The sequence below is a fragment of the Kitasatospora sp. NPDC058218 genome (genome assembly GCF_042882445.1).
Classification (GTDB): Bacteria; Actinomycetota; Actinomycetes; order Streptomycetales; family Streptomycetaceae; genus Kitasatospora.
The window spans coordinates 96,069-114,103 of record NZ_JBHVWC010000019.1 but is presented as its reverse complement, the minus strand read 5'-3'; the positions used below and the strand labels follow the sequence as shown (position 1 = coordinate 114,103).

Here is an 18,035-nt window from a genome sequence, read left to right as displayed (position 1 = left end):
GGGGGCCGGTGGGGTCCCGCCCCACCCGGGGGGGGGCCGGGGGCGGGGCCGGCCCGGGCGGCCGTTCCCTGCGGGGGGCCCCCCCCCGGGGAGCCCGGGGCGGCGACCGCACGGACGGACCTCAGCCCTCGTCGCCCTCCAGGTCGCCCTCGGTCTCCAGGAAGGCGGCCTGGAGCTGCTCGATCAGCGCCGGGTCGGGCTGCTCCCAGAGGCCGCGTTCGGCCGCCTCCAGCAGGCGCTCGCTGATGCCGTGCAGGGCCCAGGGGTTGGCGTCGGTCAGGAACTCGCGGTTGACCGGGTCGAGGACGTACTCCTGGGTCAGCTTCTCGTACATCCAGTCGGCGACGACCCCGGTGGTGGCGTCGTAGCCGAAGAGGTAGTCGACCGTGGCCGCCATCTCGAAGGCGCCCTTGTAGCCGTGGCGGCGCATCGCCTCCATCCACCGCGGGTTGACCACCCGGGCGCGGAAGACCCGGGCGGCCTCCTCGGTCAGGGTGCGGGTGCGGACGGTCTCCGGGCGGGTCGAGTCGCCGATGTAGGCGGTCGGGGCCTTGCCGGTGAGCGCCCGCACGGTGGCCACCATGCCGCCGTGGTACTGGAAGTAGTCGTCCGAGTCGGCGATGTCGTGCTCGCGGGTGTCGGTGTTCTTCGCGGCGACGGTGATCCGCTTGTAGGCCGTCTCCATCTCCTCCCGGGCCGGCCGTCCGTCCAGACCGCGTCCGTACGCGTAGCCGCCCCAGACCGTGTACACCTCGGCCAGGTCGGCGTCGGTGCGCCAGTCGCGGCTGTCGATCAGCTGGAGCAGGCCCGCGCCGTACGTGCCCGGGCGGGACCCGAAGACGCGGACGGTGGCCTTGCGCTCGTCGCCGTGGACGGCGAGGTCGGCCTGGACGTGCGCGCGGACGTGGTTGTCGGCGGCGTCCTCCTCCTGGGCGGCCGCCAGCCGCACCGCGTCGTCCAGCAGGGCGACCACGTGCGGGAAGGCGTCCCGGAAGAAGCCGGAGATGCGCAGGGTGACGTCGATCCGCGGGCGGCCCAGCTCCTCCAGGGAGATCGCCTCCAGACCGGTGACCCGGCGCGAGGCGTCGTCCCAGACCGGGCGCACGCCCAGCAGGGCGAAGGCCTCGGCGATGTCGTCGCCGGCGGTGCGCATCGCGCTGGTGCCCCAGAGCGAGAGCCCGACCGAGGGCGGGCAGACGCCGTCGTTGTCGGCCCGGTAGCGCTCGACGAGCGAGGCGGCCAGCGCCTGGCCGGTCTCCCAGGCGAGCTTGCTGGGCACGGCCTTCGGGTCGACGGAGTAGAAGTTGCGGCCGGTCGGCAGCACGTTGACCAGGCCGCGCAGCGGCGAACCCGAGGGCCCGGCCGGGACGAAGCCCCCGCCGAGCGCGTGCAGGACGGCGTCCAGCTCGTCGGTGGTGGCCGCCAGGCGCGGCACCACCTGGGCGGCGGCGAAGGCGAGCACGTCGGCGACGGCGGCCGGCAGCCCGGCGGCGACCTTCTCGACGGCCTCCGGCGCCCAGTCCTCGGCCTCCATCGCCTCGACCAGGGCGCGTGCCTGCGCCTCGGCCGCGTCGGTGGCACCCAGGGTCAGCGCGGCCTCGTCCAGGCCGAGCGCCTCGCGCAGACCGGGCAGCGCGCTGACGCCGCCCCAGATCTGCCGGGCGCGCAGGATGGCGAGCACGATGTTGACCCGGTCGGTGCCGGCCGGCGCCTGGCCGAGGACGTGCAGGCCGTCGCGGATCTGGGCGTCCTTGATCTCGCAGAGCCAGCCGTCGACGTGCAGCAGGAAGTCGTCGAAGCCGTCGTCCTCGGGGCGCTCGTCCAGGCCGAGGTCGTGGTCGAGCTTGGCGGCCTGGATCAGCGTCCAGATCTGGGCGCGGATCGCCGGCAGCTTGGCCGGGTCCATCGCGGCGATGTTGGAGTGCTCGTCCAGCAGCTGCTCCAGCCGCGCGATGTCGCCGTAGGAGTCGGCGCGGGCCATCGGCGGGACGAGGTGGTCGACCAGGGTGGCGTGCGCGCGGCGCTTGGCCTGGGTGCCCTCGCCCGGGTCGTTGACCAGGAACGGGTAGATCAGCGGCAGGTCGCCGAGGACGGCGTCCGGGCCGCATTCGGCGGAGAGCGCGGCGGTCTTGCCGGGCAGCCACTCCAGGTTGCCGTGCTTGCCGAGGTGGATGACGGCGTCGGCGCCGAAGCCGCCGTCCTCGCGCGCGGCCGCGATCCAGCGGTAGGCGGCGAGGTAGTGGTGCGAGGGCGGGAGGTCGGGGTCGTGGTAGATCGCGACCGGGTTCTCGCCGAAGCCGCGCGGCGGCTGGATCAGCACCAGCAGGTTGCCGGAGCGGATCGCGGCCAGCACGATGTCGCCGTCCGGGTTCTGCGAGCGGTCGACGTAGAGCTCGCCGGGGGCCGGGCCCCAGTGCTCCTCGACGTGCGTGCGCAGGGCCTCGGGGAGGGTGGCGTACCAGCGGCGGTAGTCGGCGGCGGGGATGCGGACCGGGTTGCGGGCCAGCTGGTCCTCGGTGAGCCAGTCCTGGTCGTAGCCGCCGGCCGCGATCAGCGCGTGGATGAGGGCGTCCCCCTCATGGGAGCCCTCGTCGACGGTGTCCAGCCCCGGCAGGTCCGTCCCGAGGTCCATGCCCTCCGCGCGCAGCCGCTCCAGCAGGCGCATCGCGCTCGCCGGGGTGTCCAGGCCCACCGCGTTGCCGACCCGGGCGTGCTTGGTCGGGTACGCGGACAGCACGAGGGCCAGCCGTCGCTCGGCGGCCGGGATGTGCCGCAGCCGGGCGTGCCGGACGGCGGTGCCGGCGACCCGGGCGGCCCGCTCGGGGTCGGCGGCGTAGACGGTGAGGCCGTCCTCGTCCAGCTCCTTGAAGGAGAACGGGACGCTGATCAGCCGGCCGTCGAACTCGGGGACGGCGATCTGGGTGGCGGTGTCCAGCGGGGAGAGGCCGTCGTCGCTGGCCTCCCACTGGGCGCGCGACCAGGTGAGGCAGAGCGCCTGCAGGATCGGGCGGTCCAGGGCGGCCAGCGCGCCGGCGTCCCAGGCCTCCTCGTCGCCGCCGGCCTGCGCGTCGGCCGGGCGGGTGCCGCCGGCGGCCAGCACGGTGGTGACGAGCGTGTCGGCCTCGCCGAGCGCGGCCAGCAGCTCGGGCTCGGCGCCGCGCAGCGAGGCGCAGTAGTACGCCCTGGCCCGGGCGCCCTGGTCCTCGATCGCCCGGCAGAGGGTGTCGACGAAGGCGGTGTTCCCGCTCATGTGGTGGGCGCGGTAGTAGAGCACCGCGACGATCGGGCCCTCGGTCGTCCGGGCCTCGCGCTCCAGCGGGCCCCAGGCGGGGGCGGAGGCGGGTGGGGCGAAGCCGTGGCCGGTGAGCAGCACGGTGTCGGAGAGGAAGGCGCCCAGCTCGGCCAGGTTGGCGGCGCCGCCGTGGGCGAGGTAGGCGTGCGCCTCGGCCGCGATGCCGGCGGGGACGGTCGACAGCTCCATCAGCTGGGCGTCGGGTGCCTGTTCGCCGGTCAGCACGATCACCGGGCGGGGGCCGGCGAGCAGCGCGTCCAGGCCCTCCTGCCAGGCGCGGCGGCCGCCGAGCAGGCGCACCACGACCAGGTCGACGCCCTCCAGCAGGGCGGGCAGCTCCTCGGGCGAGAGGCGGGCCGGGTTGCCGAGGCGGTAGGGGACGGGGCCCTCCGCGGCACGGGCACTGAGCAGGTCGGTGTCGGACGTCGACAGCAGCAGGATCATGCGAAGGCCCTCCCGGCCTCGATGGCGGGCATGGGCACGGGCGACGGCGGGGTCACCCGTGGAAGCACGGGTGACGGCGGGGTCACCTGTGGAGGCACGGGCGACGGCGAGGTCGCGGGCATGCGGCGGCGCATGGCGTCAAGCCTTCCTCGGGGTCCGCGCCCCGGGCCGGTGGAGGACGGCAGGAGTTCCTGGCTTCCACGGCGGTTGAACCGTGGTCACAGTGGCGGGACCGCACCGGGTTTGCACCGGCTTCCTCCCCTGCGCCGTCGCTGGCGTGCGGGCGGCCCGCGGGGCCGCCCGGCAGCATCGTACGGGGTGCGGCTGACCTGGGGGAGAGCGACCGAGAGTGTGACCCTCGGGACAGCGGCAACCGATCGGATCATCTGTATGCTCGCGGCCATGCCACCGACACCCGACGCGACACCGCCGGGCGCCGCCGTGCCCGACCGGGGCCGCGCGGACGCCTGCCCGGGAGCGCTTCGTCTGCATGCCGCCGCCGACGGCGCCCTGGCCCGGGTCCGTCTGCCGGGCGGGCTGCTGACGGTGGATCAGGCGCTGGCGCTGACGCAGGCCGCGGAGGCGCTGGGCGACGGCCACCTGGAGATCACCTCGCGCGGCAACGTCCAGCTGCGCGGCCTCGCTTCGGACTGCGGCGCCGAACTCGGCGGGCGGCTGCGGGCGGTCGGGCTGCTGCCCTCCGACACCCACGAGCGGGTCCGCAACATCGTCGCCTCGCCCGGCCCCGGCGGCGGCCTCGCCGACGTGCGGGCCTGGGCGCGCGAGCTGGACGCGAAGCTCTGCGCGAGCCCGTGGGCGGCCGCCCTCTCCGGCAAGTTCCTGTTCGTGCTGGACGACGGCCGCGGCGACGTGGCCGCGCTGAACGCCGATGTGACATTGATCGCAGGCCCGGACGACACCGCCCTGCTGCGCCTCGGCCGGTCGGCCACCGCGCGCCCGGTGCCCGTCGAGCGGGCCGTGGACGCCGCGCTGGCGGCCGCCCGGGACTTCCTGGACGCGCTGCGCGCCACCGGCCGCGAGGCGTGGCACCTGCGGGAGGTTCCCGACCTGCTGCCGCCGGGCCCGGTGGAGCTGCCGGTGTTCGCCGGCACGCCGCCCCGGCTCGGCGCGGTGCCCGGCGGCCTGTCGGTCGCCCAGCGCTTCGGCCCGGCCTCCCGCGCGCAGTGGCGGGTGCTGATCGACGCCGCCGAGGGGGAGCTGCGGCTCACCCCGTGGCGCGGGGTGGTGCTGCCCGGCGCGTCCGCCGGGCGGCTCGCCGACCTGGCGGCGGCCGGCTTCCGGACCACGCCCGGAGCGGCCTGGGAGCGTGCCACCGCCTGCACCGGGCTGCCCGGCTGCGGGTCGTCCCGGGCCGACGTCCGGGCCGACGCGGCCCGGGCCCTGGAAGCGGCCGGGACGGGCGGTCTGCCGGTGCACTGGTCGGGCTGCGAGCGCCGCTGCGGCCACCCGGCCGGGCGGTGGGTCGACGTGTTGGCGACCGGGCAGGGATACCGGGTGGCGGTGCAGGGTGCCCCGCCGGGGCGGGGCACCGCCGTGGACGTGACGAACGAGGAGACGGCCGAGGCGGTCGCCGAGGCCAGGAGGACCACGAAGTGATCGAGTACGAGAAGGACGGCGCGTCCATCTACCGCCAGTCCTTTGCCACCATCCGGGCCGAGGCCGACCTCGCCGCCCTGCCCGCCGACGTGGCCCAGGTCGCGGTGCGGATGATCCACGCCTGCGGCATGACCGACCTGGTCGAGGACCTGGTGTACTCGCCGGGTGCGGTCGCCTCGGCCCGCGCGGCCCTGCGCGCCGGGGCGCCGATCCTGTGCGACGTCAACATGGTCGCCAGTGGCGTCACCCGCAAGCGGCTGCCCGCCGACAACGAGGTGATCTGCACCCTCACCGACCCGTCGGTGCCCGAACTGGCCCGGTCGATGGGCAACACCCGCAGCGCCGCCGCCATGGAGCTGTGGCTGCCCCGGCTGGAGGGCGCGGTGGTCGCCGTCGGCAACGCACCGACCTCGCTGTTCCGGCTGCTGGAGCTGATCGAGGCGGGCGCGCCGCGCCCGGCCGCGGTGATCGGCGTCCCGGTCGGCTTCATCGGCGCCGCCGAGTCCAAGGAGGCCCTGGCCGCGCACCCGTCCGGCCTGGAGCACCTGGTGGTGCGCGGCCGGCGCGGCGGCAGCGCGATCGCCGCGGCCGCCATCAACGCGATTGCGAGTGAAGAAGAGTGACGGACACTCAGCAGACCGGCCGGCTGTACGGGGTCGGGCTCGGCCCGGGCGACCCGTCGCTGGTCACCGTCCGTGCCGCCGAACTCATCGGCAAGGCCGACGTGGTGGCCTACCACAGCGCCCGGCACGGCCGGTCCATCGCCCGGTCCATCGCCGAGCGCTATCTGACGGCCGGTCAGATCGAGGAGAAGCTGGTCTACCCGCTCACGGTCGAGACCACCGACCACCCCGGCGGCTACCGCGGCGCGCTGGACGAGTTCTACGAGGAGGCCGCCGACCGGCTGGCCGCCCACCTGGACGCCGGCCGCAGCGTCGTCGTGCTCGCCGAGGGGGATCCGCTCTTCTACGGCTCCTACCAGCACATGCACAAGCGCCTCGCGCACCGCTACCCCACCGAGGTGGTCCCCGGCGTGACCTCGGTCAGCGCCGCCGCCGCCCGGCTCGGGCAGCCGCTCACCGAGGCCGAGGAGACGCTCACCGTCATCCCGGGCACGCTGTCCGAGGAGGAGCTGACCGCGCGGATCGCCTCCGCCGACTCCGCCGTCATCATGAAGCTCGGCCGGACCTTCCCCACCGTCCGCCGCGCCCTGGAGCGGGCCGGCCGGCTGGCCGACGCCCAGTACGTCGAGCGGGCGTTCATGGCGGGCGAGCGCACCGGCCCGCTGGCCGACATCGACGCCGACACCGTCCCGTACTTCTCGGTCGCCGTCCTGCCCAGCAAGGTCGCACCGCTGGAGCAGCCGGCCCCGCCGGCCGAGGGCCCCGGCAGCGTGACGGTCATCGGCACCGGCCCGGCGGGTCCGCTCTGGCTCACCCCCGAGGCGCGCGGCGCCCTCGCCACCGCCACCGACCTGGTCGGCTACACCACCTACCTGGACCGGGTGCCCGAGCGCCCCGGCCAGCAGCGCCACGGCTCCGACAACAAGGTGGAGTCCGAGCGCGCCGAGTTCGCCCTGGACCTCGCCCGGCGCGGCCACCACGTCGCGGTGGTCTCCTCCGGCGACCCGGGCGTCTTCGCGATGGCCACCGCCGTCCTGGAGGTCGCCTGCGAGGACGCCTACCGTGACGTCCCGGTCCGGATCCTCCCGGGGATGACCGCCGCCCACGCCGCCGCCTCCCGGGCCGGCGCCCCGCTCGGCCACGACTACGCGGTGGTCTCGCTCTCCGACCGCCTCAAGCCCTGGGAGGTGGTGGCCAAGCGGCTGCGTGCGGCCGCCGAGGCCGACCTCGTGCTCGCCCTCTACAACCCCGGCTCGCAGTCCCGCACCACCCAGGTCGGCCTGGCCCGCGACCTCCTCCTGGAGTACCGCGCACCCGGCACCCCGGTGGTGATGGCCCGCGACGTCGGCGGCCCGACCGAGCGCGTCCGCACCGTCCGCCTCGCCGACCTCGACCCCGCCCAGGTCGACATGCGCACCATCCTGCTCATCGGCTCCTCGCAGACCAGGGCCGTCGAACGCGGCAACGGCACCCAGGTCGTCTGGACCCCGCGCCGCTACCCGGAGGCCTGAGCACCCCGTCCCCTTCCCGGCACGCCGGGAAGGGGACGGCAGCAGGTCCGTCGGTGCCGTCAGGTGCCGTCGGTCCAGTGCCGCTGCAGCCTGGCCGCCGCGTCCTCGCGGGACAACATGGCCACGGCCTCCTCGGCGAGACCGACCCGGTGGATCAGCAGGTAGACCAGATCGGCGGGAAGGGATTCCTTGGGAAGTTCGGGAGCTCCACGGTCCGGGAGTCGACCGAGCAGCGCGCAATCCCAGAACTCATCCTCGGTGACTTCCAGCTGGTCGCGAAGAATGTGGCCCCAGAGGGACGGCCCGTAGGCGGTGCGGTTCACGGGGTGCGACATTCGGGTTCGCAAGATGCGCCCGTCGCGCAGGGGCAGTTCGTACGTGACGTGATGGGTGCCGGTCCGTCCATGAGCGTCCCGGGCCCGGTCCCAGCCCTCGGTGCGGCAGAACTGGTCATGGCGCCCGCGGTCGGGCTGTGGTCGGGTCACCGCTCCGCTCCCACCAGCCAGGCGGCGATCTGGTCGTCGTCACTGAGAGAGACCAGCTGGACCAGCCCCCAGTGGTCCCGGTGGTTGGGAGCCGTGCGCAGTCGGTCCTGCCAGTCCTCCGCGTACTCGCGCAGCGCTTGCACCATCTCGGCTATGGCCTCGTCGAAGCTCGCGCCGTCGGCCGCCACCGGCAGACCGGGGATGAAGACCGACCAGCCGCCGCCCTCTGCGACCACTTCGGTCTTCGACGGGCAGACCAGTGCCAGATAGTGGCGCAGTCGCTCCACGTCCACCACGGCGGCTCGGCCGGTGTCGCGCCTGACGGTTGCCACCCGGCCTTCCTCTGCGGCGTCGAGGAGGTCCTTCAGGTGTGCGCGCGCCTCGGTGTAGCTGTCGAAGTGGACTGCGGACATGGCTGCCTCCTCGGTGTTCCGCCCCAGCGTGCATATGCACGGGTGCGTACGTCAAGTACGTAACGTACGTCGCGTCGTCCGGTGGCGCCTCCTCCGGCTCTGGCGGGACCGGTTTCGCCGGCCACCCGGCGGCGCCCCGGCTGCGGCTGTCGGTCGATGGCGGTGGAGGATGGGGTGCGCCTTCCGGGGCGAAGGAGATGCAGTGTGAGGCGAGGAGCGGTCGGCGTGGCTGAGGGCGGTGGGCGGGCCGGGCAGCTGAAGAGCAGTGGGCTGCGGCCCGGGTGGACGACGGGCGCCTGCGCGACGGCGGCGACCAAGGCGGCGTACCAGGCGTTGCTGACGGGCGCGTTCCCCGAACCGGTGGTGATCACCCTGCCGAAGGGGCAGCGACCCGGGTTCGCGCTGGCGGCGCAGGAGCGGACGGGCGACCGGGCGATGGCCGGGGTGGTGAAGGACGCCGGGGACGATCCGGACGTGACGCACGGCGCGCTGATCCGCTCGACGGTCTGGGCGGGGGAGCCGGGCGCCGGGGTGGTGTTCCGGGCCGGTCCGGGCGTCGGGACGGTCACCAAGGCCGGACTGCCGCTGGCCGTCGGCGAGCCGGCCGTCAACCCGGTGCCCCGGCAGATGATCCGGGACGCGGTCGCCGAGGTGGCGGCGGAGTTCGGCGGCGACGGGGACGTCGTGGTGGAGGTCTCCGTGGACCACGGCGAGGAGATCGCCCGCTCCACCTGGAACCCCCGCCTGGGCATCCTCGGCGGGCTCTCGATCCTCGGCACGACCGGGATCGTCGTCCCCTACTCCTGCTCCGCGTGGATCGACTCCATCCGGCGCGGGGTGGACGTGGCCCGGGCCGCCGGGCGCACCCACGTCGCGGGCTGCACCGGCTCGACCTCGGAGAAGGTGGCCGCCGCCGTGCACGGCCTGCCCGAGGACGCGCTGCTCGACATGGGCGACTTCGCGGGGGCGGTGCTCAAGTACCTGAAGCGCCACCCGGTGCCGCGGCTGACCGTCGCGGGCGGCTTCGCCAAGCTCTCCAAGCTGGCCGCCGGTCACCTGGACCTGCACTCGGCCCGCTCCCAGGTCGACCGGGGCCATCTGGCCGGGCTGGCCCGCACCGGGGGCGCCGGACCGGAGCTGGTCGCGGCCGTCGCGGCGGCCAACACCGCGCTGGAGGCGATCCAGCTGTGCCGCGCCGCCGGCGTCCCGCTCGGTGATCTCGTCGCCGAGGGGGCCCGGGCGACCGCGCTCGGGGTGCTGGTCGGCTCGCCGGTCGCGGTGGACGTCATCTGCATCGACCGGGCCGGCACGATCGTGGGCCGGGCGGAGCCGCTCGGCCCCTGAGGCGACGGGCGCCGGATCCGTAACAGGAGTGTGGCGGTGGTGTGCCGATGCCTCGTCAATCCGGAGCAGAAATGGACATAAGTGACGCAACGCCCGCCCCGAGTTCTGTCGCTATCTCAAGCATGAGATATGGTCTGGCGAGTGACAGGCGACTACCTCACCCGTATCGGCACCCTCATCCGCACCGCGCGCCAGCACCGTGGTTGGTCCCAGGCCCAGCTCGGCGAGGCCCTCGGCACCAGCCAGAGCGCGGTCAACCGCATCGAACAGGGCAAGCAGAACGTCAGCCTTGAGATGATCGCCCGCATCGGCGAAGCCCTCGACAGCGAGATCGTCTCCCTCGGCTACGCCGGTCCGATGCACCTGCGCGTCGCCGGTGGCGCCCGGCTCTCCGGCGCGATCGACGTCCGCAGCAGCAAGAACGCCTGCGTCGCGATCCTCTGCGCCTCGCTGCTGACCACCGGCCGCACCACGATCCGCCAGGTCGCCCGGATCGAAGAGGTCTACCGGATCCTCGAAGTGCTCACCAGCATCGGCGTCAAGAGCCGCTGGACCAACGAGGGCCGCGACCTCGAACTCACCCCGCCCGCCGAGCTCGACCTCGCGGCGATGGACGTCGAGGCCGCCCGCCGCACCCGCAGTGTGCTGATGTTCCTCGGCCCGCTGATGCACCGCGCCGACCGCTTCGCCATCCCGTACGCCGGCGGCTGCGACCTCGGCACCCGCACCGTCCAGCCGCACCTGACCGCGCTGCGCCGCTTCGGCCTGGAGGTCGCCACCACCTCCGGCGCGTACCACGCCTCGGTCCAGCCCGGCGCGCCGATGGACCGGCCGATCGTGCTGACCGAGCGCGGCGACACCGTCACCGAGAACGCCCTGCTCGCCGCCGCCCGGCACGACGGCGTCAGCGTCATCCGCAACGCCTCCCCCAACTACATGGTCCAGGACCTCTGCTTCTTCCTGGAGCGGCTGGGTGTGAAGATCGAGGGCATCGGCACCACCACCCTCACCGTGCACGGCGTGCCCGAGATCACCCGCGACGTCGACTACACCCCGGCCGAGGACCCGGTGGAGGCGATGAGCCTGCTCGCCGCCGCGGTCGTCACCTCCTCCGAGCTGACGATCCGCAGGGTGCCGATCGAGTTCCTGGAGATCGAGCTCGCTGTGCTGGAGGGGATGGGCCTGGACTACGACCGCACCCCCGAGTACCGGGCCCACAACGGCTACACCCGGCTGGTCGACCTCACCGTGCGCCCCTCCAAGCTGACCGCGCCGGTCGACACCATCCACCCGATGCCGTTCCCCGGCATCAACATCGACAACGTGCCGTTCTTCGCCGCGATCGCCGCGTCCGCCCACGGCACCACGATGATCCACGACTGGGTGTACGACAACCGCGCCATCTACCTGACCGAACTCACCCGGCTCGGCGCGGACATCAAGCTGCTCGACCCGCACCGGGTGCTCGTCCAGGGCCCCACCCGCTGGCGCGCCGCCGAGATGGTCTGCCCGCCGGCGCTGCGCCCGGCCGTGGTCATCCTGCTCGCGATGCTCGCCGCCAAGGGCACCTCGGTGCTGCGCAACGTGTACGTCATCAACCGCGGTTACGAGGACCTCGCCGAGCGCCTGAACTCGATCGGCGCCCAGATCGAGACCTTCCGCGACATCTGACGGTCGGTCACTTCCCGTCGGCCGGCCTCGTTCGTCGAGGCCGGCTGACAGTCGTACGGCGGCCGGCCGTCCCGGTCGACGCCTCCGGGCCCGGCTACTCTCCGGTCGTGCCGTCCAGGTGCTCGCGCAGCAGGTCGGCGTGGCCGTTGTGGCGGGCGTACTCCTCGATCATGTGGGTGAGGATCCAGCGCAGCGAGAAGGCCTCCTCGCCGTGGTGTCCGAGAGCGTCCAACGACTCGGCGGCGGCCACGAGTTCCCGGGCGTGGTCGCACTCGCCGCGCCAGACGGCGAAGGCCTCCTCGGGGTCGGCGGCGTCGACGTCGAACTCGGCGAAGCTGCCGTCGGGGTGCTTCCAGAAGCCGGGCCGGGCCTCGTTGTTGAAGGTGTTGCGGAACCAGCCGCGCTCGACCTCGGCGAGGTGGCGGACGATGCCGAGCAGCGAGAGCGCGGACGGCTGGAGGACGCGCTCGCGGAGCTGGTCGGTGGTCAGCCCGGTGCACTTCATCGCGAGGGTGTCGCGCTGGAAGTCCAGGAAGCTGACCAGGGTGGCGCGTTCGTCGGCGCTCTGCTCGGTCCGGGTGCGCTGTTCGTCTCTCATCGGCCCATCCTGGCAGGCCGGGTGCCGGCCGTCGCCCGGTTTACCGAAGGGTGAGACCGCGCCCGGCGAGCCAGTCCAGCGCCGCCGGCACGGACTCGGCGACCGGCACCCCGGCCGGCACCGCCGGGCGCTCCACGACCACGACCGGCAGGCCGAGTTCGCGGGCCGCGGTGAGCTTGGGGGCGGTGGCGGCGCCACCGCTGTCCTTGGTGACGAGGACGTCGATCCGGTGCGCGCGCAGCAGCGCCCGCTCGCCGTCCAGGGTGAACGGGCCGCGGTCGAGCAGCACGTCGAGGGCGGCGGGCACCGGCGGCTCGGGTGGGTCGACCGAGCGGGCCAGGAAGTGCAGGCCGTCGAGGTGGGCGAAGGTGCCGATGCCCTGGCGGCCCGTGGTGAGGAAGACTCGCCGGCCGAGCCCGGGCAGGAGCGCGGCGGCGGCCTCCAGCGACTCCACCGGGTGCCAGCGGTCGCCGTCCACCCGCGTCCAGCCGGGGCGGCGCAGCGCCAGCAGCGGGACACCGGTCGCCGCGGCGGCCAGCGCGGCGTTGCGCGACATGACGGCCGCGAACGGGTGGGTGGCGTCGACGACCGCGTCGACCCGCTCGGCGCGCAGCCAGGCGGCGAGCCCGTCCGGTCCGCCGAAGCCGCCGATCCGGACGTCGCCGGCGGGCAGCCGGGGCTCGGCGACCCGCCCGGCGAGCGAGCTGGTGACCCTCGGCGGTGCGTCGGCCAGGGCGGCGGCGAGGGCCCGCGCCTCGGTCGTGCCGCCGAGGACGAGCAGGTGGGCCCTCACGCGCCGCAGGGCTCGTGCGGGCGCTCGCGGTCCGCCGAGTAGAGGTGGCTGTCCCGGAACTGCTCGGCGGCCAGCGTCCGGCCGACCAGGATGACGGCGGTGCGGACCACGCCCGCCGCCTTCACCTGCCCGGCGATGGTGGCCACGGTGCCGCGCAGCACCAGCTCGTCCGGGCGGCTGGCCATCGCGACGACGGCGGCCGGGCAGTCGGCGCCGTAGTGCGGCAGCAGCTGCTCGACCACGTCGTCGATGTACCCGGCGGCCAGGTGCAGCACCAGCAGGGCGCCGCTGCGGCCGAGCGTGGCGAGGTCCTCGCCCTCGGGCATCGGGGTGGCCCGCTTGGCGATCCGGGTGAGGATGACGGTCTGACCGACGGTCGGCACCGTCAGCTCGCGCTTGAGCGCAGCGGCCGCGGCGGCGAAGGCGGGCACGCCGGGCACGATCTCGTAGGGGACGCCCGCCGCGTCGAGGCGGCGCATCTGCTCGGCGACGGCGCTGAACACGGACGGGTCGCCGGAGTGCAGCCGGGCCACGTCCTGTCCGGCCTCGTGGGCGGCGACCAGCTCGGCGACGATCCGGTCCAGGTCGAGCTGCGCGGTGTCGACCAGCCGGGCGCCGGCCGGGCACTCGGCCAGCAGCTCGCGCGGCACCAGGCTGCCGGCGTAGAGGCAGACCTCGGCGCGGGCCAGGATGCGCGCACCGCGCAGGGTGATCAGGTCGGCGGCGCCCGGGCCGGCCCCGATGAAGTAGACGGTCATGAGCTCGCTCCTGGATCGGTCGACGGTTTGACGGCGGACCACTGGGTGACCGGCATCGCCTGCCGCCAGCCGGTGAAGCCGCCCACCGGTACGGCGTGCGCGACGGCGAGGCGCAGCAGTTCGCCGCCGTGCCGCCGGTACCAGGTGGTGAGCAGGGCCTCGGATTCCAGCGTCACGGTGTTGGCGACCAGCCGGCCGCCCGGCGGCAGGGCCGCCCAGCAGGCCTCCAGCAGGCCGGGCGCGGTGAGCCCGCCGCCGATGAACACGGCGTCGGGGGTGGGCAGTCCGGCGAGCGCGTCCGGCGCCGGGCCGGTGACGACCCGCAGCCGGGGCACGCCGAGCGCGGCGGCGTTGCGGCCGATCCGTTCGGCCCGGTCGGCGCTGCGCTCGACGGTCACCGCCCGGTTGTCGCGGTGGGCGCGCAGCCACTCGATCGCGATCGAGCCGGAGCCGCCGCCGACGTCCCAGAGCAGTTCGCCGGGTGCGGGGGCCAGGGTGGCCAGGGTGGCGGCGCGGACGTGCCGCTTGGTCAGCTGGCCGTCGCTCTCGTAGGCGGCGTCGGGCAGACCGGGCACCAGGGAGGTGCGGGGGCCGTCGCCCAGCTCGACCGCGATCACGTTCAGCGGGTCGCCGCCGGCGTGCGGCCAGCCGTCCGCCGGGCCGTCCAGCTGCCGCTCGCCGGGGCCGCCGAGCTGCTCCAGCACGCGGAGCCGGGCGGTGCCGTAGCCGCGCGCGGTGAGCAGCGCGGCGACGGCGGCGGGCGTGCGGGCGTCGGCGCTGAGGACGAGCAGCCGGCGGCCGGGGTGCAGGGCGAGTGCCAGGGTGTCCAGGGGGCGGCCGACCAGGCTGATCACCTGGGTGGCCTCCAGCGGCCAGCCGAGCCGGGCGCAGGCGTAGGAGACCGAGGAGGGGTGCGGCAGGACGCGCAGCCGCCCGGCGCCGACCGTCTCGGCGAGGGTGCGGCCGATGCCGTGGAACATCGGGTCGCCGCTGGCCAGCACCGCCACCCGGCGGTCGGCGTGTTCGGCGAGCAGCCCGGGGACGGCCGGGCGCAGCGGGGACGGCCACCGCACCCGCTCGGCGGCGACCTCCTCGGCGGGGAGCAGGGCCAGCTGCCGGGGTCCGCCGATCACGACCTCGGCCGCCCGCAGCGCCGCCCGGGAGGTCGCGGCGAGGCCGGGCCAGCCGTCGGCCCCGATCCCGACGACGGTGATCGGGGGAGGGAGGTCGGACACCGGAAGGCTCCTCGGGGACGGGGAAACGTGCAGGCGGCAGCCTACCCGCCGCCGCCGGGGCGGCCTCCGGCGAGGGTGGCGGGCCTCGGTGACCGGTACTGGCGCCATGCGGTACTGGCGCAATGTCGACAAAGCGCTGGGTGGCCGGGGCGCCTCGGGCGTGGGCAGGCCCTGACGTCCTCGGCTCCGGTCCCCCGCCCTCAGTGTTCGTCGCGGCGGGTCCAGTCCCCGGACGGGACGAGTGCCGGGCGGGCGCGCAGGCGGGCGGCGACGGCCGGGCCGGCCAGGTAGACCCAGGCGTCCTCGGTGCCCCCGGTCGTCGTCCGGACGGCCAGCCGCCTGCGCACGTACTCGCCGGTGCCGTCGGCCCGGCAGTCCTCCAGCCGGTCGAGCGCGGTGAGCGCGGCAGCGTACGCGCCGGGGCGCACGGTGATCAGCTCGCCGATGACGCGCCGGCCGGGGGTGGCGTCCGGCACCGCGTACGGGAAGCCCGGGCCGTCGTGCAGTGCGGCGCCGTCGAGCACGGCGGCCCGGACGGCCGCGCAGCGCCCGGCCAGGTGGACGGCGTGGTTGCGGCCGCCGGTGCGGAGCGTGCCGTAGACGAAGAACGGCAGGGCGGCGGGCCGGTCGGCGGGCTGGTCGGCGGGTGGTGCGTCGGACAAGGGGCCTCCTGGTGCGCGGTCCTCCCGGCTGGGGGAGCGCCCACCGTAGCGCCCGCGCCGAGCGCCCCGGAGGGCGGCGGCGACCGGTTGGTGATACCCACTGGCGCGCGGGTGCGCTGATGCGCTGTCATGGCGGGTGACCGCCAGTACCGTCCTAGGGGGACACCCATGACAGCTCCCGTCTCGCGCCCGTCCGTCACGGCCCCGGCCGGCGTACCCGCCGACGCCGTCCCCGGCCCGGCCGGCCTGGGCAGCGCGGTCTGGCTGGCGCTCGCCGTGGTGTACGTGGTGTGGGGTTCGACCTATCTGGCGATCCGGATCGCCCTGGAGACGATGCCCTCGTTCCTCTCCGCCGGGGCGCGGTTCCTCGTCGCCGGGCTGCTGCTGGGCGGCTTCGTCCTGTTCCGTCAGGGGCGGGCCGGACTGAGGGTGGACCGGCGGCAGTTCGGCTCCTCCGCGCTGGTCGGACTGCTGCTGCTGACCGGCGGCAACGGGCTGGTCGTGCTCGGCGAGAACTCCATCCCGTCCGGGCTGGCCGCGCTGCTGGTGGCGGCCGTCCCGCTCTGGATGGTGCTGCTCACGGCGGCGACCGGTGACCGGCCCAAGCCCGTCGAACTGGCCGGGGTGCTGCTCGGGCTGGTCGGTCTGGCGGTGCTCTCCGCACCCGCGATCGGCGGGGACGTCGCCCCGGCCGGCGTGATCGTGGTCATCTGCGCCACGCTGACCTGGGCGGCCGGCTCGTTCGCCGCCAAGCGGATCCCGATGCCGGGCAACGTCTTCGCGGCGAGCGCGTACCAGATGATCGTGGGCGGGCTGGGCAATGTGCTGATCGGACTGGCGCGAGGGGAGCAGCGCGGGCTGGACCTCGGCGCCTACTCCACCCGGTCCTGGCTGGCGCTCGGTTACCTGGTGGTGGTCGGCTCGCTGGTCGGCTTCACCGCGTACGCCTGGCTGCTGCAGTCCGCGCCGCTGACCCTGGTCGCCACCTACGCGTACGTGAACCCGGTGGTGGCGGTCCTGCTCGGCTCGCTGGTGCTGGCCGAACCACTGACCGGCCCCACCCTGGTGGGCGGGGCGATCGTGGTCGTCGGGGTCTGCCTGGTGGTCAGCGTCAGCGGGCTGTCGGGGCGGGCACCGCGGCGGCCTTCGCGTAGGTGAGGACGACGGCTCCGTTGCCCAGCACCCGGGTGTCGGCCAGGGTGAAGCTGTTCGGCGAGAAGTCGGCCCGGAAGAGCGGGACGCCGGAGCCGATCGCGACGGGGTACAGCTTGACGATCAGCTCGTCGATCTCCGGCAGGAGCCGGCCGGCGACGTCGCCGCCGCCGCAGAGGTAGATGCCGAGGCCCTCCTCCTGCTTCAGTCGGCGGACCAGGTCGAGCGGGTCCTCCGCGGTGACCTCGACGGCCGGGTCCGGGCTGGTGGTGAGCGAGCGGGAGAAGACGATCTGCCGCAGGTGGCCGTAGGGGCTGGTGAGGCCGAGGGCCAGGCCCGGGTCGTAGCTGCCGCGGCCCATGAGAACGGTGTCGAAGCGCGTGTTGGGCGCGTCCGTCAGACCGAAGGCCGTGCGGGCGGGGGTGGGAAGGGCGTCGCCGAACTCGCCGACCATGAACGAGATGTGCTCGTCGGTGATGAACGGATCGAAGAAGTCGTAGGCGCCGTCCGGGGCGGCGATGAAGCCGTCGAGGGTGGCGGCGACGTAGTAGGTGAGCTTGCGCATTCACGTCCTTGGGGTTCGGGCGAGGACCCTGCGCCCTCAACCACTCCAGGTATAGTACTCAGTCTGTAGTGGTTGTCCAGGGTCTTCTGAAGGAGGATCAGAGTCGTGGTTCAGAACCCCGCTCGCCGTACCGCTCTCACCGATGCCGCCATCGACGTGCTCGCCCGTGAGGGCGCCCGCGGGCTCACCTTCCGCGCGGTCGACGCCCAGGCGGGCGTCCCCGCCGGCACCGCGTCCAACTACTTCGCCAACCGCGACGAGCTGCTCCACCAGACCGCCCGCCACATCCATCACCGGCTCACCCCGGAGCCAGCCGTCATCGCCGACCTGCTGCGTGCCCCGCGCGACCGCGACCTGGTCGCCGCTCTGATGCAGGACCTGCTGGGCCGGATCACCGTCGAGCGCGCCGGCTACCTGGCCCTGCTCGAACTGCGCCTGGAGGCCACCCGTCGGCCGGACCTGCGCAGTGAGCTCGGCGAGACGGTCCGCGAGCAGCTGGAGGCGAACATCGCCTACCACGTGGGCGAGGGCCTTCCCGGGGATCGCGACACGGTCGTCGTCCTCTACCTCGCGATGACCGGCCTGATCGTCGAACACCTCACCCTGCCCGAGGTGTTGGGTGCCGATGACCTCGCCGCGCTGGTCGGGACGCTGGTCGAGCGGATCGTGCCGAGCGCGTAGCGGTCCCGGTCGGCGCCCGGTGTCCTGTCGCCGATCGGTGCACGACCATCGCGCGGTCCACGATCGCTGACCGGGCCCCTAGTGACGCTCGTGGTCCGAGCGGTGATCGGTTCCGTGTCGGCGATCTGATCCCGTGTCGGTGCTCGGAGTGCTCCGAGCAGTGCCCGGATCCCTGTCGGCGCCCGGCTCCG

General features: G+C 74.6%; 16 protein-coding genes and 1 riboswitch. Of the genes, 7 read left to right on the top strand and 9 right to left on the bottom strand.

Annotation, left to right across the window (positions count from 1 at the left end; all coding sequences use genetic code 11):
• Positions 1 to 121 precede the first annotated feature (121 nt).
• Positions 122 to 3,736, bottom strand: a complete 3,615-nt coding sequence (gene cobN, locus ACFVYI_RS14710) for a cobaltochelatase subunit CobN (protein ID WP_387885046.1) — start codon at positions 3,734 to 3,736, stop codon at positions 122 to 124.
• A gap of 185 nt (positions 3,737 to 3,921) precedes the next feature.
• Positions 3,922 to 3,995: riboswitch (cobalamin riboswitch) on the bottom strand.
• Between the two features lie 143 nt (positions 3,996 to 4,138).
• On the opposite strand from cobN, the gene ACFVYI_RS14705 reads away from it, so the two are divergent.
• From ACFVYI_RS14705 to ACFVYI_RS14695, 3 genes are read left to right on the top strand one after another with little or no spacing between them, the layout of a single operon-like run.
• Positions 4,139 to 5,353, top strand: coding sequence for a cobalamin biosynthesis protein CobG (locus tag ACFVYI_RS14705; RefSeq protein WP_387885043.1), 1,215 nt, complete (start codon positions 4,139 to 4,141; stop codon positions 5,351 to 5,353).
• Entirely contained in the window at positions 5,350 to 5,976 is a 627-nt protein-coding gene (locus ACFVYI_RS14700; RefSeq protein ID WP_387885041.1) for a precorrin-8X methylmutase, read from the top strand. Before ACFVYI_RS14705 ends, ACFVYI_RS14700 begins: the two co-directional genes overlap by 4 nt.
• Complete coding sequence (locus tag ACFVYI_RS14695) at positions 5,973 to 7,487, top strand: precorrin-2 C(20)-methyltransferase (RefSeq protein WP_387885038.1); 1,515 nt, start codon at positions 5,973 to 5,975, stop codon at positions 7,485 to 7,487. The genes ACFVYI_RS14700 and ACFVYI_RS14695 overlap by 4 nt, the downstream gene beginning before the upstream one ends.
• Before the next feature lie 59 nt (positions 7,488 to 7,546).
• On the opposite strand, the gene ACFVYI_RS14690 is transcribed toward ACFVYI_RS14695, so the two are convergent.
• Positions 7,547 to 7,972, bottom strand: a complete 426-nt coding sequence (locus tag ACFVYI_RS14690) for a cytotoxic translational repressor of toxin-antitoxin stability system (RefSeq protein WP_387885036.1) — start codon at positions 7,970 to 7,972, stop codon at positions 7,547 to 7,549.
• On the bottom strand, positions 7,969 to 8,385 hold the full coding sequence (locus tag ACFVYI_RS14685) for a prevent-host-death protein (RefSeq protein WP_387885033.1): 417 nt from the start codon (positions 8,383 to 8,385) through the stop codon (positions 7,969 to 7,971). The genes ACFVYI_RS14690 and ACFVYI_RS14685 overlap by 4 nt, the downstream gene beginning before the upstream one ends.
• A 225-nt stretch (positions 8,386 to 8,610) precedes the next feature.
• Here ACFVYI_RS14685 and ACFVYI_RS14680 point away from each other — a divergent pair, with 225 nt between their 5' ends.
• Positions 8,611 to 9,729, top strand: coding sequence for a cobalt-precorrin-5B (C(1))-methyltransferase (locus ACFVYI_RS14680; RefSeq protein WP_387885032.1), 1,119 nt, complete (start codon positions 8,611 to 8,613; stop codon positions 9,727 to 9,729).
• Between the two features lie 141 nt (positions 9,730 to 9,870).
• Positions 9,871 to 11,400 carry a UDP-N-acetylglucosamine 1-carboxyvinyltransferase gene (locus tag ACFVYI_RS14675; RefSeq protein ID WP_387885029.1) on the top strand — a complete coding sequence of 510 codons (1,530 nt, stop codon included), beginning with the start codon at positions 9,871 to 9,873 and terminating at the stop codon, positions 11,398 to 11,400.
• Positions 11,401 to 11,494: 94 nt separating this feature from the next.
• Here the strand turns inward: ACFVYI_RS14675 and ACFVYI_RS14670 are convergent, their stop codons facing one another.
• The 5 genes from ACFVYI_RS14670 to ACFVYI_RS14650 form a co-directional block, all read right to left on the bottom strand.
• Entirely contained in the window at positions 11,495 to 11,998 is a 504-nt protein-coding gene (locus ACFVYI_RS14670; RefSeq protein ID WP_387885027.1) for a DinB family protein, read from the bottom strand.
• A 40-nt stretch (positions 11,999 to 12,038) separates the two neighbouring features.
• Positions 12,039 to 12,791 carry a cobalt-precorrin-6A reductase gene (locus ACFVYI_RS14665; protein WP_387885024.1) on the bottom strand — a complete coding sequence of 251 codons (753 nt, stop codon included), beginning with the start codon at positions 12,789 to 12,791 and terminating at the stop codon, positions 12,039 to 12,041.
• Complete coding sequence (gene cobM / locus ACFVYI_RS14660) at positions 12,788 to 13,549, bottom strand: precorrin-4 C(11)-methyltransferase (RefSeq protein ID WP_387885022.1); 762 nt, start codon at positions 13,547 to 13,549, stop codon at positions 12,788 to 12,790. Before cobM ends, ACFVYI_RS14665 begins: the two co-directional genes overlap by 4 nt.
• On the bottom strand, positions 13,546 to 14,784 hold the full coding sequence (gene cbiE, locus ACFVYI_RS14655; RefSeq protein WP_387885019.1) for a precorrin-6y C5,15-methyltransferase (decarboxylating) subunit CbiE: 1,239 nt from the start codon (positions 14,782 to 14,784) through the stop codon (positions 13,546 to 13,548). The genes cobM and cbiE overlap by 4 nt, the downstream gene beginning before the upstream one ends.
• 200 nt (positions 14,785 to 14,984) lie before the next feature.
• On the bottom strand, positions 14,985 to 15,446 hold the full coding sequence (locus tag ACFVYI_RS14650) for a gamma-glutamylcyclotransferase family protein (RefSeq protein WP_387885016.1): 462 nt from the start codon (positions 15,444 to 15,446) through the stop codon (positions 14,985 to 14,987).
• Positions 15,447 to 15,614: 168 nt separating this feature from the next.
• On the opposite strand from ACFVYI_RS14650, the gene ACFVYI_RS14645 reads away from it, so the two are divergent.
• On the top strand, positions 15,615 to 16,604 hold the full coding sequence (locus tag ACFVYI_RS14645) for an EamA family transporter (RefSeq protein WP_387885014.1): 990 nt from the start codon (positions 15,615 to 15,617) through the stop codon (positions 16,602 to 16,604).
• Here the strand turns inward: ACFVYI_RS14645 and ACFVYI_RS14640 are convergent.
• The gene (locus ACFVYI_RS14640; protein WP_387885011.1) at positions 16,558 to 17,163 is read right to left on the bottom strand and encodes a dihydrofolate reductase family protein; all 606 of its coding nucleotides are present in this window, start codon (positions 17,161 to 17,163) and stop codon (positions 16,558 to 16,560) included. The genes ACFVYI_RS14645 and ACFVYI_RS14640 overlap by 47 nt on opposite strands.
• Before the next feature lie 105 nt (positions 17,164 to 17,268).
• Here ACFVYI_RS14640 and ACFVYI_RS14635 point away from each other — a divergent pair, with 105 nt between their 5' ends.
• Positions 17,269 to 17,844 carry a TetR/AcrR family transcriptional regulator gene (locus ACFVYI_RS14635; protein WP_387885009.1) on the top strand — a complete coding sequence of 192 codons (576 nt, stop codon included), beginning with the start codon at positions 17,269 to 17,271 and terminating at the stop codon, positions 17,842 to 17,844.
• Positions 17,845 to 18,035 lie beyond the last annotated feature (191 nt).

What these genes read in the sequence shown, in the direction of transcription:
- ACFVYI_RS14645 (WP_387885014.1), top strand. Translation starts at nt 15,615, where the DNA reads ATGACAGCTCCCGTCTCGCGCCCGTCCGTCACGGCCCCGGCCGGCGTA.
- ACFVYI_RS14670 (WP_387885027.1), bottom strand. Translation starts at nt 11,998, where the DNA reads ATGAGAGACGAACAGCGCACCCGGACCGAGCAGAGCGCCGACGAACGC.
- cobN (WP_387885046.1), bottom strand. Translation starts at nt 3,736, where the DNA reads ATGATCCTGCTGCTGTCGACGTCCGACACCGACCTGCTCAGTGCCCGT.
- ACFVYI_RS14705 (WP_387885043.1), top strand. Translation starts at nt 4,139, where the DNA reads ATGCCACCGACACCCGACGCGACACCGCCGGGCGCCGCCGTGCCCGAC.
- ACFVYI_RS14640 (WP_387885011.1), bottom strand. Translation starts at nt 17,163, where the DNA reads ATGCGCAAGCTCACCTACTACGTCGCCGCCACCCTCGACGGCTTCATC.
- ACFVYI_RS14685 (WP_387885033.1), bottom strand. Translation starts at nt 8,385, where the DNA reads ATGTCCGCAGTCCACTTCGACAGCTACACCGAGGCGCGCGCACACCTG.
- cobM (WP_387885022.1), bottom strand. Translation starts at nt 13,549, where the DNA reads ATGACCGTCTACTTCATCGGGGCCGGCCCGGGCGCCGCCGACCTGATC.